The organism is Succinimonas amylolytica DSM 2873, from assembly GCF_000378405.1.
Taxonomy (GTDB): Bacteria; Pseudomonadota; Gammaproteobacteria; order Enterobacterales; family Succinivibrionaceae; genus Succinimonas; species Succinimonas amylolytica.
This window is the reverse complement of the sequence record NZ_KB899637.1, coordinates 422,962-440,919: the sequence shown is the minus strand read 5'-3', so window position 1 is coordinate 440,919 and position 17,958 is coordinate 422,962. Positions and strand designations below refer to the sequence as shown.

The 17,958-nt window shown below is 53.9% G+C and carries 11 protein-coding genes; 3 read left to right on the top strand and 8 right to left on the bottom strand.

The features are described 5' to 3' along the window. Positions 1 to 567: 567 nt before the first annotated feature. Genes F557_RS0111470 through F557_RS0111445 form a run of 6 tightly spaced genes read right to left on the bottom strand, consistent with a single transcriptional unit; the run spans position 568 to position 6,295 of the window. Positions 568 to 1,569, bottom strand: coding sequence for a conjugal transfer protein TraF (locus tag F557_RS0111470; protein ID WP_084761630.1), 1,002 nt, complete (start codon positions 1,567 to 1,569; stop codon positions 568 to 570). Continuing rightward, positions 1,566 to 3,086, bottom strand: a complete 1,521-nt coding sequence (locus F557_RS21335) for a TraB/VirB10 family protein (RefSeq protein WP_019002361.1) — start codon at positions 3,084 to 3,086, stop codon at positions 1,566 to 1,568. The genes F557_RS0111470 and F557_RS21335 overlap by 4 nt, the downstream gene beginning before the upstream one ends. 1 nt (position 3,087) lies before the next feature. Further along, positions 3,088 to 4,317: a hypothetical protein gene (locus F557_RS0111460; RefSeq protein WP_019002360.1), complete on the bottom strand. Its 1,230-nt coding sequence runs from the start codon at positions 4,315 to 4,317 to the stop codon at positions 3,088 to 3,090. After that, the gene (locus F557_RS0111455; protein WP_019002359.1) at positions 4,307 to 4,963 is read right to left on the bottom strand and encodes a TraE/TraK family type IV conjugative transfer system protein; all 657 of its coding nucleotides are present in this window, start codon (positions 4,961 to 4,963) and stop codon (positions 4,307 to 4,309) included. Before F557_RS0111455 ends, F557_RS0111460 begins: the two co-directional genes overlap by 11 nt. Before the next feature lie 9 nt (positions 4,964 to 4,972). Further along, complete coding sequence (gene traL, locus F557_RS0111450) at positions 4,973 to 5,251, bottom strand: type IV conjugative transfer system protein TraL (protein ID WP_019002358.1); 279 nt, start codon at positions 5,249 to 5,251, stop codon at positions 4,973 to 4,975. A 12-nt stretch (positions 5,252 to 5,263) separates the two neighbouring features. Further along, positions 5,264 to 6,295: a hypothetical protein gene (locus F557_RS0111445; RefSeq protein ID WP_157617860.1), complete on the bottom strand. Its 1,032-nt coding sequence runs from the start codon at positions 6,293 to 6,295 to the stop codon at positions 5,264 to 5,266. A gap of 672 nt (positions 6,296 to 6,967) precedes the next feature. Between F557_RS0111445 and F557_RS0111430 the strand changes: the two genes are divergently transcribed. The 3 genes from F557_RS0111430 to F557_RS0111395 all read left to right on the top strand — a co-directional run bounded on the left by F557_RS0111430 (position 6,968) and on the right by F557_RS0111395 (position 10,704). Then, a complete protein-coding gene (locus F557_RS0111430) occupies positions 6,968 to 8,569 on the top strand; it encodes a hypothetical protein (RefSeq protein WP_019002354.1) in 1,602 nt (533 codons plus the stop codon). A gap of 563 nt (positions 8,570 to 9,132) precedes the next feature. After that, positions 9,133 to 9,657 carry an S-ribosylhomocysteine lyase gene (locus F557_RS0111420; RefSeq protein WP_019002352.1) on the top strand — a complete coding sequence of 175 codons (525 nt, stop codon included), beginning with the start codon at positions 9,133 to 9,135 and terminating at the stop codon, positions 9,655 to 9,657. 807 nt (positions 9,658 to 10,464) lie between these two features. Then, positions 10,465 to 10,704, top strand: a complete 240-nt coding sequence (locus tag F557_RS0111395) for a helix-turn-helix domain-containing protein (protein ID WP_157617859.1) — start codon at positions 10,465 to 10,467, stop codon at positions 10,702 to 10,704. Between the two features lie 81 nt (positions 10,705 to 10,785). On the opposite strand, the gene recD is transcribed toward F557_RS0111395, so the two are convergent. Continuing rightward, positions 10,786 to 13,230 (bottom strand): exodeoxyribonuclease V subunit alpha, encoded by a 2,445-nt coding sequence (gene recD, locus F557_RS0111385; RefSeq protein ID WP_019002347.1) that lies wholly within the window; start codon positions 13,228 to 13,230, stop codon positions 10,786 to 10,788. Between the two features lie 18 nt (positions 13,231 to 13,248). Continuing rightward, positions 13,249 to 17,826 carry a UvrD-helicase domain-containing protein gene (locus tag F557_RS0111380; protein WP_019002346.1) on the bottom strand — a complete coding sequence of 1,526 codons (4,578 nt, stop codon included), beginning with the start codon at positions 17,824 to 17,826 and terminating at the stop codon, positions 13,249 to 13,251. Positions 17,827 to 17,958: the final 132 nt, after the last annotated feature.

The following is a 17,958-nucleotide window of genomic DNA, read 5'->3' as shown; positions in this document are numbered from 1 at the left end:
AGCCATTTTCGGGTATTTCGGAGGAGCTTTTATGACAGGTCAGGAGGAGTTTTCGGAAACCTGCAAATATGACTGAGAAAGGTTTGGCACCGTACCGGAAACATCAGCTGTCTGTCTGACTTTTTGAGATTTACAGAAGCAGGCGGAGCGAAGAGAAACTGTCAGCACCACAGCCGTTTTTCATAGCAGAACCTTTGCTGGTGATGCCGCCTGTACCCTGCTCCCTGTCATTCCGGAATACCAGGTTCCGGGAATCCGGCAGGTATTATTAAGCTCCGGATCATAAACCTGACTGAAGTGCAGCTTAACGGGGATAACCGCCTCCTGCTAACATAAAATACATATGATTGAAGCGCTGGATTAAAAACTCTTTGCTGCGGCAGTGTTATAAGCGGCCAATACTGTACGGGGGCAATACCAGTAACAAGGCATTGCACAATCAGGGCGATTAGCGAATAAGAAGCTCTTTTTCCGGGACCGGAAGCGGACTCCCCGGCGGGAGTCCGCTAATACCGCCCTGACAAAATTTCAGGACCTGCTGATAATAATTAAAAAAGATGACCGGGGTTACTGCCCGGCATTCCGGGGCATTAGCCCCAGAATCCGCCCTCCTTCCAGAATCCGATCCTCCGTTTCCCGGGGCCGCAGCAGCGAAGTGCTTACGGTAACAAACTTTCTTTCTGTATCCGGAGCAGCCAGAACAATGGCAGGAACCGAGACAATCCCCAGAACTCCGCCCATGGCCGGATCCGACACATTTCTGAAAGCTCCCGGTACCGGAAGAAGGCCCTCATCCAAAGAAATCCCCATAATCCTAAAGCCATAGCCGGCAAGTCTGTCCATCTCCTTAAGTGCCTCCCGGCAGTAAGGGCAGGAGCTTCGATAAAGAAAAAAAATCCCCGCCATTCCCGCAAGCTTCCGGAGGTCGGTTTCGCGCTCCTGCTCCGCCATCCGCTCCTGAATCTCCCGGCCCCGTCCGTAATCTGTCCGGCCCCGGGCTTCGTCCAGATCGGGATAAAGAAGCGGCAGAATTCGGGCAGCTCCCGCAAAGTTCTGACTCTTGTCCATGCTCATTTTCTGAAGCGCAAAATAGTCCCGGACGTTCTCCGGCGTCGGATTGTCCAGAGCCCGTTCCAGATAAACAGGAAGAGCCTTTTTAAGGTAGGCGGCAGTTAACAGGCCATCCCCGGAATACTCCGGAACAGGAACTGCGGTTCCAGGGGCGCTTTCACCGGAATCCGGGGACGCCGGAACCGGAATGTCCGCTTCGGGACTGGATTCCTCACGATAATCCTGCGGGTGCGGATCCTGATACCAGAACCAGCCCTCTTCATGCTTCCGGTAATAGGAATCACCGCCAGCCCCCAGGGATACTCCCGAGCCCCCAAAAAAGAGCACCGCAGCTGTCAGGAATACCGGGAACATTCTCCCGAAGGAGCGTACTGATCCGCAGTCTGTCCTGTTTCCGGTTCTGTGTCCATTCTCCGGAGGACAGGCTGGCTGACCTCTCTGCTGCGCCCCCAGAGAGCTTTCCCGGAGAATATTCCGGCCTGCAGTCATTCTATTCATCCCTGACTCCCTTTGGTGTTATCCGCATAAAAGCCGTCCTGACGCCCCTCCCGGCCCCGGAAATCAAATTCGAGACTCACTCCCTCAGTGACCACAATATCGATTCTCCGGGCAGCATCTACTTCCAGCACGGGAAACATGCTGTCGGCCAGACGGAGATAGAAATCCGCCACCCGTTCCAGGGCCTTATCGGCTCCGGACACTGCCGCACCTCTCAGGGCATCCCGGCTGTACACGCTCTGATACTGAGTGGCATTGCTGCCGGTGGTGCTGATAACCGGTACCGGATTCACATCAAAGGCCCCGGAAAGACCTTCCAGAAAGCCGGCCGTGAGTGACCTGGCAATCAGCCGTCCCTGCTTGGACACCAGCCGTCCTCTAAGTCCCGCTTTTCCATCCTCTCCGGAAATATAGGCATTGAGCTTCTGTTCCGCCACCCTCCCGGAAGGTCCCATACAGCTCAGCTTCTCAGTCCGGAAATATACTCTTTCCGAACTGAGATCGCCGAACCCTGCAGCCAGCACGAAGCATCCCGAAAGATCATACTGCCCGTCCCCGGGAAGAATCGCCGTCCTGTCAAGGTTAATCAGCACCGGAAAGGGATCCCCTCTGGCCTCGTCCCTGGTAGGCGCATCAATGCCGGTAATGAGATAGCCGCTCATGATAGTGCCGGACGGAAGATAGACCTGTCTCCCCCCGGCAGATTTTCCGGAACGGCTGCCGGAGGACTTCTGGGACGGGGAATCCCGGGGAACCGCGGCTCCCCGGCCGGTATCGCCCTTACGGTTCCGGGGGCCGCCTCCCGCCTCTCCGCCGGATATTCTCCGGATCTGCCGTCTGGGACGGGGCTCAGGAGCCGGAGCAGCACGTGAAAAACGGGCAGGCTCAGCCGGAGGAATCTCCTCAAAAACGAACTCCTCCCGGATATCCGGAACCGGCTCCCCCTCCTGGTCCGGTTCTGAATCTCCGGAAATACTGCCGGAGGCGGGACTGCCACCAGGACAGTTCTCACCATAGCACCCGGCAGAGCTTCCGGATCCGGCAGTCCCGGAATCCGGGAGCCCCGGCCCCGTATCACCGGAAGCAGGAGCACCTTCCTCCTTCCGCATCTCCCGCAGCCTTTTGGGAAGAAGACTCTTTATCACACGGAATTCACTGATAATATCTTCCAGCTCCTTCAGGCGGGCATCAGCCTTTTCCGGATCCTGGGCCGCGCCGAGAATACCGGCGTTTTTCCGGATAAGCTCCATCTCGTGTCTGATATCCCGAAGCTCCCCCCGGAGTGCCTCCTCACGCTGGCGGAGAAGATCCACCGATGCTGCCAGGCTGTCCACTCCCACCTCCCGGGTGTTAATGTCTGAAAACACGTTCTTGACCAGATCCCGCTCCCGGTTCCGATCCTCACGGACGGGGCTTCCGGCAGAAAGTACCGTAAGAACAATGACAGTTCCGGCTCCCGCCCACACCAGGGCCCGTCTTGCTCCGGGAGGAAGCCTGTCCCACAGTTTGAATTCCATCTCAGACGCTCCGGTGCAGGGCAACAATGATACGGCGCTGGCCGCCGGAAGACACCGCCGTGGTGTTAAGAAGACTGTAGCCGAGAATCTTCCGGGCCGGACAGTAGATATCGGTTTTTACAGCAAGACTGTTTTTCAGCATCAGCATGACGTAAAGATACTCCCCCCTGCTCCAGGCTCCGGCAAAGGAGGTTTCCTGATAGGCATTGCAGAGTCCCGAAATATCCCCATAGGAGTCACGAACCTGGCGTTCCGGAATTCTGGTGTAGCCTGCAATCTCCTGCGGGATTTCAGAGGAACGGTTCAGAGCCTTCCAGATACCGGTAAAGCCCCGGGAAAGCTGTGTCTCCCGGGATTCGGCCGCAACCTCGTCGCTACCGTCTCCTTTCGCACCGCGGCCGCCGGAAAGAACCCGGGGCAGCGGAATCCGGTAGCTTCTGGCACTCCCGGAATCCGGCAGGAGCTCCAGAAGAAAGCTCACCTCCGGATTATCCTCAGGAGATACAAAAAGCGTTATGGGGGCATCGGAATCCGGAAGGACATAGAGGGCCCCGCCGTCAGTGCGGATCTCCCCTTCGGAAACGGTGCTCACAGTAATTCCGGGAAACGGAAACAGAATCCGGTTCAGGTCATCCCGGGCCACCCTGAAGCTGAACCGGAATTCCGGAGGCAGGGTCCCGGCCTCTCCGGCCTCTGCATTTTCAACAGACTGCCCCATGAAAAAAATACTGAAAAGCATTAGCGGGATAAAGTGGTACTGCCGCTTCCGGAGGCTTCCGGAATCATAATGCTCCCGGAAAAGGAAGAGCATAATGTACTCCCAGATCCTTCTGACATGCGGATCTCTCAGAAAAATTCCCATTCTCCCATAGCCCGGGAAGCATCCGCGGCTGTTTTCCCTGAAGGTCAGGAAGGGGGCCGGATTCCGGATCACTACCAGAAACTCGCAGAGGCGCTCCCCTTTTTCCTTTTTCTCTTCCCGGACAGTCCCCGGCAGCTCTCTTCCGGACAGGAGACAGGACTGCACTGTCCGGAGGAACCAGAGCGTCCGGTACCAGCCATCACGGACAGCACGGGGAAGCCAGTCTTTCGTGAGCCTTCCGGAATACCTCCGTTTCAGTACTCCCTGCGCCTTCCGGACGCCCCTGGAGATGGGCCTTCCAAACCTGGACAGCGATCTCCGGCAGCCGGCTATGGTTTTTATAAAACAGTCTTTAAGGTTAATACTCATTATGATCATCTCTCCTTCTGTTATCTTTGTTACGGCCGGCTCCGTTCCGGTTATCCCGGGCCCGAAGCTTTTCACGCACCCTGGAGGTACGGGCGCTTCCCTGATAGGTATCCATACGGGAAAGGAGCGGCATGAAATTACGGATCTCAATCAGGAACTCGTAGGTGCGTTCCTTTCTTTTTTCGTCCCCGCCAGGACCGACAGCCACACTCTGGCCGGTGACAAACACAAGCCCCGTGCTTTTTTCATACTGCACAAGACGGGGCTCAAACCTGAGACTCACCCGGTCAAAGCGCATTTCCTCGGCCTGGGTGTTCAGTGCTGTCATAAATTCGCTAAATACCTTCGGAGAAAGCACCGGGGCCATGGACTCCTTCAGAAACTCGGTATTGCCGGGAGTGGCATTTCCAAGAAGCTGCGCGAAATAAAGGCCCCAGGATTTGAGGAGCCCCTCGTCCGCCTGTCTGCGGGAAACCGAAACCTTTGAATCCAGAATGGGGGGCACCAGCACCACGGTTTCGTCATGAAAAACCAGCCCCAGGGTCAGTGCCAGGTTAGCAGCAATCAAAGAGGCGCAGAAGGCGGAGAGAATATAAACCGCCGTTCTGAGCCCCTGCCAGGAGGTAAGCAGTGTCTGAAAATTCATCGTCTCCTCCTACCGGTATTCCCGAATAAAGGGGTTGGGGAAAATCCGGCCCCGGACACTCCAGAGACCGTACCAGTACATAAAACCGGCCAGAAAGCCGTCCTGACTGGCATCCAGGCATTTCCGGTAAAAATGGGTCATAAGGAGACCCAGAACAGTACAGAGCAAGGCCTGACCAAGCTGGATTCCCAGAAAAAGACCGGCTAAAAGCGGGGTAATCTCATCTACCGACCAGAGCAGAATCACTGGCGGATCGTCAACATATCTGGGGATTTCAATCTGATTCATAAATTTTGCTGGTTACTCCTGATTAAGAAGGTCACTTGAGGGCCGTGCGGAAAGATTGATGATTAGCGTATGAACACAGACGCCCAGGGTCAGCATGAGGACGCTGCATACTGCCGGAAGCACTGCTGGCGGCAGCAGGAAAGGAATAAGAAGCACCGGCACCGCACCGATATGAACCGCAGTTCCCAGAGCAGAAAGACTGTAGCGGCGCGGTACCGGAAGATAGCCGTCCCGGAGCTTGAGGTAGCGGGTGATTCCCGCATCCAGAATGATTCCCAGAAAATAAACGCTCAGCACCGGGAAATCATTCTTCAGAATCCGGTATACCATACCGGCATAGAATCCGAGAAGACGGAGCCGGTTTACCGCAGAAATGCCGTCCGTGCGGATGAAAACGGCTCCGCTGCTTATGAAGGTATCCAGAACCTTTTCAGGAAGACGTTCCCGCTCCCTTTCCAGAATCTCCCGGAGACGCCGTTTCTCGGAAAGCGGGAGGCCTTTAAGCGGATACCTCCGGGCCAGAAGCTGCTCCTGGTATGCCAGAGCCTGTTCAGCCAGAAATTCCCCAAGGAGGACTCCGGGAGTTTTTTCTGAAAAGGAGCGGTCCTCCGAAGACACGCGTGACGGTATCCCGGAGCGGGAAGCAGCCGCTGGATCCGGACTCCCTGCGGCACCGGAACGGGATTTTCGGGAGATACTGGCCTCAAAGGAGGCAGCCACCAGGGCTGCTCCCGGGAGAAAGCCGATTTCCAGAAAGGCCCTGCCTCTGCTGCCCTGGGAGGAGTTCCCGGTTTCGCCGGAATAATCAGCAGAACTCTCCCGGGCTCCAGGATAACGGATCTGTCCGGAACAGTCACGCCCGGCAGAGGTGTCCCGGCAGTCCTGATTCTGCGGAGACGCAGAAACCGTCAGCACTTCATCTGACAGCCTCAGGATATCCGAAAGCAGCTTTTCTCCGGGAATCGTGAGAGTTGCCCCGGTGCCGGTTATTAACCCCAAAAGCATGAGAAGGACACCGGGAGAGGGAAGTCCGGATACCGCCATATTTGTCTGTACCTCCAGTTCTTAAAAACGGAGGTATGGTAAGACCAAAAAATTTCTGCTTCGTAAAATAAGCCTTAAATGCGGGACCGGCGGTTTTTGCGGATTTCTTTGAACGAAAAGCGCGGAGCCCCAAAAACTGCGGGTTCTCTAAATGGTACGAAAACTCTTGACAGCGGGTGCCGGGGCTCAGAATTATTTCCTTCTCCGCTGAGTCTCCTAATCTCTGCTGTTTCGCATCTCTGCTGTCTGTTCTCCGGAAAAACGGGCCCCTGCCGCCCGTCTGTTCTTCTGCTCTCCGGCCACTTTTTTCCGGAATCTTCCTGACAGGAGAAAAGGCTTTATTTACGGAAAACTTTTCCGGGGCACTTATACTGTGCTGCTCAGGCCGGACACGCAGCCCCGGGCGGAATTTTATAAAAATTTTGCACCAGATCACATTTTTGTTATAAAATATGACCGCAATCACATCATAAGGAGCTTAAGGCTGCAAGACAAATATGTCTCTATTGCTGTTATAAGGGATATAACGTTTTCAGATGGCATTTTTATGATGTTATATCTGTCAACCTGTCTAAAATCAAAATGCGTGATAAACTGAACATGTATATTTATAACTATAACAGCATTAGTTTTCCAAAACATCTCATTAAAACCATCCCCAGCAGAGAATCCATGATTATTGATCAGATCAAAACCTGTAGCATTATCATGAATTTACCGGGCCAGATAAACCAGACTCCGGCCGCAGAGAACCTCTTGCTGCCCTTCAGAGAAAATACCAGTCACTCCGCTCATAATTCTTCTGATACCGCATCGGCCTCTCTGCCGCAGGATAGCATTCTGGAATGGGATCATCTGGAAAAATACCTCTCAAAGATCAAGATATCTGCCCTGATTGCCGATTTTCCCTGGCTCAGGAAAGTGAACAGCCCGCGGTTCTGTATCGGAGAATTCCGGCGCCGCTTCCGGAGCTTTCTGATAAAAATGCACCCCTCCGCCTTCATCAGACACTGGGGCGATGAACCTAAGGCCTATATGAAAAGCCTGAACAGCTTTCTGGACAGTACGATTCAGTCGTTCAAGTCCCCGGAAAGCCTGGCCAGAAATCTGGCAATTCTTAACGACTGGTACTCTGAATACATTGAGGATCTGAACTTCCTCGAGTTCAAAAGCTTCTTTATGGAAAACGCCCCGGAATGCAACGAGTTTATCGAAAGCAGCAATCCATTCATTTCCCGGGAAGAAAGGAGTCTCCTCAAGAAAACCCTGATATCCTACCTTCGCAAACACGTTCCCGGAGGAGCGGACACCCCGGAGAATTCGGGCACCCGGAGGGCGGACTGGATCATGGCCTATAACAACATGGTGATTTCAATGATTGCACGGGAACCGGGACTTGAAGGCGTGCTGGTAAATCTCATTATCGGCAGAATTCCCGCTGCCCGGCACGTATTTACCCTGCTTCCCTTTCCAATCTGGGGCTTTCTGAACGATATCAGGCTCCTCAGGCTGTTTACCGTCAGGAACCCCGCAGATATCATTGGGGACATGATAAAGGATCTGGATATTTCCTTCCCCCAGTACCGGGAACACTCCATTATCAATCTCAACCTGTTCGGTTCCGAAAACACCGGAGCTCTGAACAGCCTTCTGGAATTCATGTCAGACCGCGGAGTTCCCCGGGCCTGTGCCACCGACCTCGTCTACAGCTCCTGCAAGCCCCGGGCCCGGCATAACCATATTCGAAACAGAACCATCACACGGGAGGTTCCGGCAGAGTCCCTGCCCACCCGGGAGCACGTTCTTTCGGACAGCTTCCTGAACAGGGCTACCGCCCATGAAATATCCTACTACTGTCTGGCCATCGACATTCTAAGAAAGATAATCGGTGCCGAACAATCCATTACCCCGGAAAGCCGCAGAGACTCCTGCGGGAAGAACAGCGGGAAACTGAACCCGGCCAGATTTCCGCTCTCCCTGAAGTCCATACCCCTCAGAACCAGAAGGAATATCGATCCCTCCGGACACCATAACATGCCATTTTCGGCAATACTGTTCACCTGCTCCATGATGACCAAAGTGGCAAATCTGGACTGGGCCATAAAAACACTGACCAGAAAGGATGTTACCTGCCGGGAAAAGGCACTCATGACCGGTATCGTGAACAGGACCGTAGGCGTGCTCCAGAGGCATCTCAATGATCAGAACTTCCGGCCATATCAGGTAGCAGAATACCGGAACAGACAAAAAAGAAGGGCGGGGAAAGCAGCATGACATAATCCGGAGAGACTCTTTCTGAAAGCCACCTTCCGGAATCAGAACGGCACCTTTCCTGCCGGGGTCCGGGAGTGTAAACCGTAGGAGGCACCACTGCCGGCAGCCAGGAACTCCTCCCCCCCCTATTCGGAAACCCGGGGACGCACCGGGGGACTTCGAAGGGCCGGAGTGCCTCAGGAATGGCGGAAAAATTCGCATTTAACGATCTTTCTCCTGCGTTGCTCCTTAAATATTAACGGGTAGCCCGAAACATTCATGTTAGCCACATAGCAAATTTTCAGATTTTTCTGACCTGAAGCCTGGATATTCTGCCGTGATGGTTTTCCAGGGAGTCTGGCCGGAGTTCCCCGGCATCCGGGTTCTGAAAATCACTGTAGCTGACTCCTTCATAATCTGATATCCTTGCCAGAGTTGCGCTCAGGGCCGGTCCCTTCCAGAGGGAAAACCGGAATGCTTCAGCGCCAGGGAAACAGAAATGCGGCGGGAACCGGAGGAATCCGGCCCCCTTACTCCGGAAACCGCGAGGCCGCAAAAAAACACCAAGAAAAAGGAACTACCGCATGGATCTGATACCAAGCTTTTCCGTTGACCATACCCGCATCGTGCCCGGAATATTCATCAGCAGACAGGATACTGCCGGGGACAGTGCGATTACCACCTATGACATCCGGGTTACCAGACCCAACCGGGAGCCGGCCGTTGACGTGGCGGCCATGCACTCTCTGGAGCATATCATCGCCACCTTCTTAAGAAACGATCCCGAATGGAAGGATGAAATCATCTACTGGGGTCCCATGGGCTGTCTCACCGGCTTCTATCTCATCCTCAAGGGGGGACGCCGGCCGCAGGAAATCCACGGACTCCTTCTCCGGGCCTTCAGATCCGTCAGCACTGCTGCGGCCGTCCCCGGAGCTACAGCTGAAAACTGCGGCAATTATCTGCTGCACAACCTCCTCATGGCAAAATGGCATGCCGAAAGATTTGCGGACTATCTTGAGAAGAATGCCGGAAATCCGGAGATCTTCGCGTATCCGAAGACCGAGAGGCTGGTTACCGAAAAGGGACAGGATTTCTACGATTCATAATCGCTTAGGATTTTCCCTGCACCCTCAGAAAACGGAATTTCGGTCCTGAACCGGCGGTAATTCCGGATTAGACCAGAACTATCTGTTTTTAAAGAGTCCGGACAGATTCAGGATCCTCCAGTCTGTCCGGACTGCCGTACTCTGAAAGGAGCCGGCCCCCTCCCGGCCGCAGCTTCAAACACCGGACAGCACTGACGAAAACCGCGCACCCCGTTCATCATTCAAGGCTTACAGCGATTTTATCCCTGAGATTTTTGCTGCATTTCCCGATCCTTCTGACAGATCCCGGAACATTTTGATCTCTCCCGAAAAACCGGACTGCCGCAATGGTCGCCCGGCAGTTTCCTGTGCTATACTGAGGATAATTACAGTGCCTGCCGGGAGCGTTTCCCGGCTGTTCCGGCACGGGGGCTCCGGTTCCCGGAATCCGGTCCGGACACTGCCGGCGCACTGCAAAAAAGGGATTGAAGACTATTAGAAACGTAGCACTGTCTGACTGCGTTTGCGGAAAAAACCAAGACTGCCCCTCCGCCCTCCGGATAAAACTGAAGCCGGAGACTCCTGAAGAGCTGCGGAGATAATAATTCTAAGAGCAGAGACCTTTTCCTGCCGGAGATTAACTGATTTGCCATACTATTAATGATCTTCGTTACGCTCTATTATTTTTCTTTGTCATCAAGCCTGATCCCCTTCAATTTTATGCCCAGCCATTCCCGTTCAGGATAAAAGAACGGCATGCCTTTGCAGAATTTCAGCAAAAAAGCCGCGTTTTCTGCCTGAAACGGAAAAAGATTACGGAGCAGAGTTATGGACGGAGACACTATTCGACATATAAGAGAGCTCCTGAAAATGAATCAGGACGAGTTCGCCGCGGCCATCGGCTACAGCAAAAGCCATCTCTGCCTGGTGGAAAACCACCGGCATCCGATAACCATGAAGCTCCTGACCCGGGTTCTCTTTGTGATCCGGGGGGCTGCCTGTTTCGAAAACTCCAGCCCGGAGCTCCGGATTATCGAACAGCAGATTGCGGATCTCATCAGAAAATAGCTCTTCCCGGGAGGGGGTTTTTCAGCTGTTCCGGACGTTCTCCGGCCCGGGACAGTTTCCGGTAATCTGCCACGGCCCCGTTCAGGATTTGCCGTTTATCAGGAGTCTCGCCGCGAGGCCGCTGGATCTTTCCGTGCCCCTGAGGGCTGCCCGTTTTATGATCTCTTCAGTGCCGTATAGCGAAAGATGCTTCCGGGCCCTGGTGATTCCGGTGTAGAGAAGCTCCCGGGAGGTGTTTTCGCTATTATCCTCCGGCATCACAATCACCGTATGAAGAAACTCTGATCCCTGGGACTTATGCACCGTAAGCACATATCCCGTAGCCAGATGCGGAATCATGGAGAATGGCAGCGAAACATAACCGGAGGCTTTCTTCTGATCCCCGGGCACCGGCTGCCCCGGAGAGCCCGCTTCCGGAGCGCCCTCCGTCTCTCCTCCGGAAACCCGCTCTGCCCAGATGCGCCGGGAACCCGGATATGCCGGATCCAGCCCGGCAATAACCACGTCACCGTTGTGAAGATCCCAGTCCCGGTTGTTTCTGGTAACCAGGAACACCTTCCCGGGATACCATTCCTCGTCCAGAAAAACACCGCTGCCATTATCACTGGCAAGCCGGGACCTCACATATTCGAAGCATTTTCCGTTAATGTACTGGTTAAGTCTTTTGTCTCCCAGAACACCATCATGCACCGGAGTCAGCACCCGGAAGCTGTTAACTGCACTGAATACCGCCCCGAGCTCCCTTTCCAGACTGTTCTCTTCCCGGTCTTTGGATTTTTTGCCTGTGCAGATCCCGCAGGATTTAAGCACCGTCTCAAAATATTCCTGAAAGCCGCTGCTTCCATGTCCGGCCGCTCCGACGGGACAGGCTTTCTGACACAGGAGTCCGGCCAGGACGGCATCTTTGCTTCTGCCGGACTCCCCGCCTTTTCCGTCGTACCAGAAAAGCTCATTGCGATCCTGCTTTCCGAGAATGTCCAGCATCTCCCGGGAGTTCGCATTGTTAACGCTGTATGCCAGCCTGCCGATCCGGCTGTCCGCATTAAATCTCCGGGAATACACCAGTTTGACAATGCCGTCAGCAATGTTATGCGGACTGAGGTCCCCTGCTGCAATACCGGTAATCCCGCTTATAAGCTTAAGATCCCGGCCCGAAACCCCGGAAAGCCGCTCCCGGTTCAGAACCGAACAGATATCGCCCAGCACCGTGCCTGCCGACACACTGGCCAGCTGGTTATGGTCTCCCAGCATAATCAGGGCAGATTCCGGCTTCAGGGCCTTCAGGAGGTTCTGCATGAGCAGGATATCAACCATGGAGACCTCGTCCACAATCAGAAGATCCTGCGCCAGCGGGAACTCGCAGTTCCGCCGGGCCTTCAGGGAACCGGGATGCATGCCCAGTAGCGAATGGAGCGTGACGGCAGGGACGTTAAGGCATTCCTGATATCTCTCAAAAACCCGGGCAGGATCTATGCCGAGATCCCGGGCAGCTGCCTCCATGCGTTCCCGGAGCCTGATATGGGGATCTCCGATGCTGTTTCCCAGAGATTCCTTCATACGGGCCGCAGCCTTTCCGGTAGGAGCCGCCAGGGCAATGCTGAGCCCGGAAGACCCGGATGCCGTCTCCAGCAGGATAATGGCCGCCAGAAGCTTCGCCACGGTGGTGGTCTTGCCGGTACCGGGACCGCCGGTAATCACAGTAACCGGGTGCAGGAAGGACATCCCCACCGCGGCCTTCTGCCAGTCCGGGCCGGAAGGAGTGTCCCCGTCCAGATAATTCGGGCTGAACAGCCGATCCAGCACCATCCGGAGAGCGTCAGCCCTGGAGGGATCTTCAAAAGAAAACCGGGGCCAGGGAGTCCCCATTTTCGTGCTCAGAATTCTGGCAACGGCCGTTTCCGCCGCATAGTACCTGGCGAAGTAAAAATTTCCCATGCTGAACACCAGAGGCTTCAGGAGATCTCCGGCCTCCGGAGCAGCCTCGGGGGCATAGGCCGGAGAAACACCGTCCTCAGGTGCCACCGGCTCCGCCCGGAGATCCAGTACGCTGCTTCGGGGCTTCCCGCTCCGATCCTTAAAGAAGTCGGTTTCCGGAGACCTGGCATCCTCCTCCCGGAGAAAATCCGGAGAAATCAGAAGATCTGCCAGCACCCGGAGGCGTTCCCGAACCATCCCGTTCCGGACAAAGGCCAGAAGTCCGGATTTTTTGTTCCAGTGCTTTTCGATCTCCCCGGGAAGCCTCAGCAGCTCCTCCCGGGCCCGCTCCTGGCTCAGGGCGGAGCTACCGTTTTCAACAGCTCTTCCAATAAGCAGCGTCAGAGCCCCCAGAGCCTCAGCGGCAGGATCATCAAAAAGCTGCTCCGCGGGCAAAGACGGGGCTTCCCCCCACAGGGCGGCGTTCTCCGGCACCACGGCAGGACCGGCGAAATCCGCAGAACAGAGTCTCTCAAAGACATACCGCCCCTGGGCTCTGCTCACATCCGACCAGACGGGAAGCTCCAGAAGCGTTTTAAAAAAGTATTTCATGGTGTACCTCGCTGTTCCTTAATTCCCGTTTCCGGATGCATTCTTCGCAGATTCCCCTGCAAAAAACCGGTCCGCTTCCGTCACCAGACTCTCCGGCAGACGCACATAGCAGACCCCCTGGCTTTCCGGACGGCCGGTATGCTCCGGAGGTTCCCCCATCATGCCTCTCAGGAAAAGGTAGAAGATGCCGCCAATGTGCTTCTCATAGCTGTAGGCACTCCCCAGCTTCTGCCGGAGGAAGCGGTGCATGGCTACCGTGTAAATAACATACTGAAAATCATAGCGGGATTCGGCGATGATCTGCTGCATGGTCTTCTGGTCACAGAATCCTGGCTGATCCATATTTCCGTGCACGATATTGGATTTGTAGTCGGCTACGTAGTAGCGATCCCCGTACTCAAAAAACAGATCCAGGGAACCGGTCAGGAAGCCTTTAACCTTCGCTTCACTGATAATACTCTGCTCCTTCCCCTTCTCCTTCCTGCTGTCCGCAAAAATGAGCTTTCCGGGATAGTCCTCTCTTTCAGCTTTACGCACAATGTCAGACAGCTTGCCGATATTCTCAATGGCAGGCACGTTCATGTAAAAGTCCATTTCCTTCACGGTGTGGAAATCCCGGAGATCCCGGAGCGCAAAGGTATTCCCAAAGCAGTCCTGCATCGGGGTTTCACAGGCTGACAGAATCCATTCCGTAAGATCCTGAAGCCCCCTGGAGGTGTGCCACTCCCCGGACATGGGATAGACCTCCAGACAGCTGGCAATAACCCGGGAGGTACTGATACTGTCCAGGAGATCCTGACGGGAAACTCTGTCCTGCTTCCGGAGCTCCGCGAGCATTTTCCGGTCGGCCCGGATATTTTCAAAAGTCAGATGCTCAAAAATACTGTGCAGGAAGAGACCGGTACTGATACCGCCCCGGATAAGATTCCGGGGTTCGTCCCTCCGGGATACCGGCTCTGTTTCGGCAATTTCAGAATCCCGGGTTTCCTCTTCATCAGCACCGGCCTCCGGATCTGCCTGAACCGCACCGCCATGGTGGGTTCGGGCGCCCACCAGGGAGGAGTAGGACAGAATGCGCCAGTAATCCGGAACATTCCCGTCAAAGGAACGTGCCGCAATCTCCGTGCCGACAGAAATGTCCAGCTGCTTCTCCTTACGGACAGAATCCCATTTCACGTCCTCAGGAGAAGCCGGGATGAAGTATTTGCCCTCCTTATCGATTTTTGGAAGAGTCGCCATCAGAAATGACAGCCTGTCAGACACCCTGTCAAATTCCTTTTTAAATTTCTCGTCAGACACCTCGGCAGGCTTCCAGTCAGCCAGCTCCCCGGGCCAGGAATTTACGCAGCAGAGTTTTTTAATATACTCTCTGCATTTCCCGGTATGCTCACTGACGGGGACCTGATCAGTGTCGCGTTTGTCTTTGGCGCAGAAAAGCTCCCTGAGGGCCGCACTGATAGCGTCAAACGCCGGCGTGGAGTTTTTTGCCATACCGCGAAACTGCACATAGAGGGGATAGTGGTAGTGGATGCCACTACTGCCTTTGGAAGAGTTTATGAGTTGATTTCTGTCATTCATAAAGCCGGTCCAGAGAAACATGGCATACTTGGCTCTGGTGGCCGCCACATACCACAGTCTCAGAGTTTCTCCCATTTCGTTCCAGTCATGCTGGTTGCGTAACCTGTCATCCCCGGTGATATCGTAACGCAGCCACCCCTCTCCCTCAGGAACACTGTCCTCAAGGTAGGAAACCGGACTGAAGGAATTATTGCCGCCGCTATTTTTCCAGATACCGGCAAACGGCATAAACACAATGTTGTATTCCAGCCCCTTGGAGGAATGATAGGTGGTAATTCTGATTACCCGGTCACTGGCTCCGGCTCTCATGGAATAGTCCGAGAGCTCCTCTGCCGCCCCGTCATTCTCCGGCTCGTCCATAAGCCTGCGGTAAAGGGACACCATGCCTTCACGGGCAGAAACCCGGGATGACAGGCTCTGGGCAATCTCCGCAGCCTGGTTAAGGTTGGTGATAATGGCCTCGCCGCCGATAATTCCTGAAAGATTCTCAAAAATCCTAAGCTCCTGGGTGAAATAGCAGTAGGCGGACATAAAACCGCTTTCCTGCCATTTCTCGGCACCGGCTACCAGCACCGGAGAAATCTTTTCAAAGCCGTCAGCCAGGCTGTCGGAAATATCCTGGGCTGTCCAGTCGAAGAAGCTGCCGGAAACCAGATAGCGGAGCTTCTGATTATCCTTGGGATTCAGGAAGGCCTGCATAAGGTCATAAACAGATTCAAACTCCAGGGTGTCGGTTATCTTCTGCCGGTTCGAGGTAAACACCGCCGGAACCTCCTTCCGGGCAAGCGCTCTCCGGATCAGCCCCGCTTCATCCTTGGAGGAAACCAGCACGGCTATATCCGAAAGCTTTACCTCATGATACGGATTTTTACCGGAAGGCGCGAAATTATCAGGCTGCCTTTCTGAAATCCACCCCCAGTTGAGAACATTGACAATCTCCCGGGCACAGGAGGCTGCCAGGGTACTGAAAAGAATCTCCTTATTGACACCTTTTACACTTTTCGAGCCCTGCTGAACTGAAAACTCATCATAGAAAACTGTCAGCGGCCACGGAATGACCTCTTTAGTACAGCTTTTACCGTCCTTATCAAAAAAGTTGTATTTAAGTACCAGAAATTTCTGGGACGCCTTCTCACGCCCCGGCTTTTCGGTATTGGCCCTTACCGGGGCAAAATGCCAGCTGTCCCCCCGGAGATAGGAACGGAAATAATCCTCTTCGCTGTCAATATTGGGCTTATTCAGGGGGGCGGTATCATCCCGGTATCTCTGAAAAGAGTTCGTAAAATCACTGAACAGGCTGTTTACCTGATACACCAGAAGCGGGTTGGACCGGAAATTGGTATCAAGATTGCCATTATGAATCTCCCCAGGCATTCCGCCGGCGCTGTTCGCAGACCCGGCCCAGAACTTATTTATAGCGGCCACCGCATTGTTATAGCAGCTTACATCGGCTCCGCGGAAAAGATAGATGCTCTGCTTGGGATCGCCGATAACGTAAAAGCCCTGAATTTCCTGTCTCTTATCAGCGGTGTCAGGAGCCGCAGTACTGGACCTCTGTACCTCCTCCCTATGCTCCCGGAAATAGTTCAGATATACCTGGCTCACGATAAAAAACTGAACCGGATCCGTATCCTGAAATTCATCGATGATGGCTACCGGATAATCCTTAAGGATGGCATCGCGGAGATCCCGGACAGCATTGTCTCCGGAAATGCCGGAGTTCTGATTTTCAAGAGCCGCCTTGAGCCGGGTCAGGAGATCGTCCTGAAAAAGGAACCCCTCCATATCCTTCTTTCTTTCCAGAATTTCCGCAGCTCTTGTGAGAATGCGGTCATAAACTATGTTTTTAATGGACTGAGTGGAGTTTAGCACCTCCCCGATAGAGTTAATTAAAGAAGAAAAACCAGGAATGGCCTTTAAAGCGGCAAAGCGCTCCTTAAACGCTTTTGATCTTCCGTATACCAAACTTTCCAGACAATTTATAAGAACACCATGGTTTTTCCTATACTTCTCATCCTTTGTGCATTCCCTGAAAAAAGTCACACATTTTTCGGTAGAATATTCTGCAGGGAGTAAATCTGAAATTTTATTTATTTGATTGAATTTCAGCTTAAAAAACTCTTCATATTTTTCATAAAGCCGGTCACAGTAATCAGCTAATTTTGCATCCTGTTTCAGGAATATTCTGGCCACCTCGGCCAGAGTGGCGGCTTTTTCCAGACTCCCGTCAGGAGAAGTGAAGCGGTGCATCGTGTGCGACGGACCGTAGCTTCCCTCCAGAAGCCCTGAAAGGTTGTCCAGCCAGCGGTCATCGCTGAAAATACCGGATCCCTCCAGAAGCTTCCCGGCTTCCTCTCTGGTAAGAGCAGGGTCATAAAAAAACTCCCGCACCGCCTCCATTACCGCCTCGGTGCATTTGGCGGAAGCCTTGTCATCGGTAAGAAGGTTCTGGGAAAACGGAATTCTGGCAGAAATGGCATGTCTCTTCAGCATGCCGGAGCAGAAGCTGTGAATAGTGGAAATGGAAGCCTTGTCGATGCTGGTAAGAGCAGTTCTGAGAATAAGCCTGGCCGTCCGGTTGCGGATTTTCAGGGTTTCGGGAGGAATCTCACTCTCCGGAAGATCCCATTTATGAAAAATTTCCACAAAATCCCTGAGGTAGCTGTTATCCGGGGCCGCAAGATCCCTTTTAGGATCCATTTCCTGTTTCGGTCCGGAAGTGCCGGAAGCCTCATGATCCTGAAAAAGGGTCAGCACCTCTGTAAGACGTTCCCGGATCTTTCTTTTAAGGTCCCGGGCTGCACTGCGGGTAAAGGTCATTACCAGCATCCTGTCCAGAGGCAGCGGACTGTATTTTTTGCTTCCCAGAAGCAGTCTGGTGATAAGGCAGGTAATGGTGAAGGTCTTTCCGGTTCCGGCAGAGGCCTCGATATATCCGGGACCGTTCAGGGCGAATGAAGCTGTTAAGGGCCATTCGGCGTCGGCGCTGTTCTGATTTTTGATGCTATCCGCTGTCATATGCTTATGAACCTCTGTAAATGTCAGGGTAAGATCTTAAAGGGAGCTTCCCTGTAAAAGCTGTTTCCTGTATTAAGATAATCCGGACCGCGGAAAAGATCGTCCTATGCTGTATCCCGCAGTCCCTGGGCT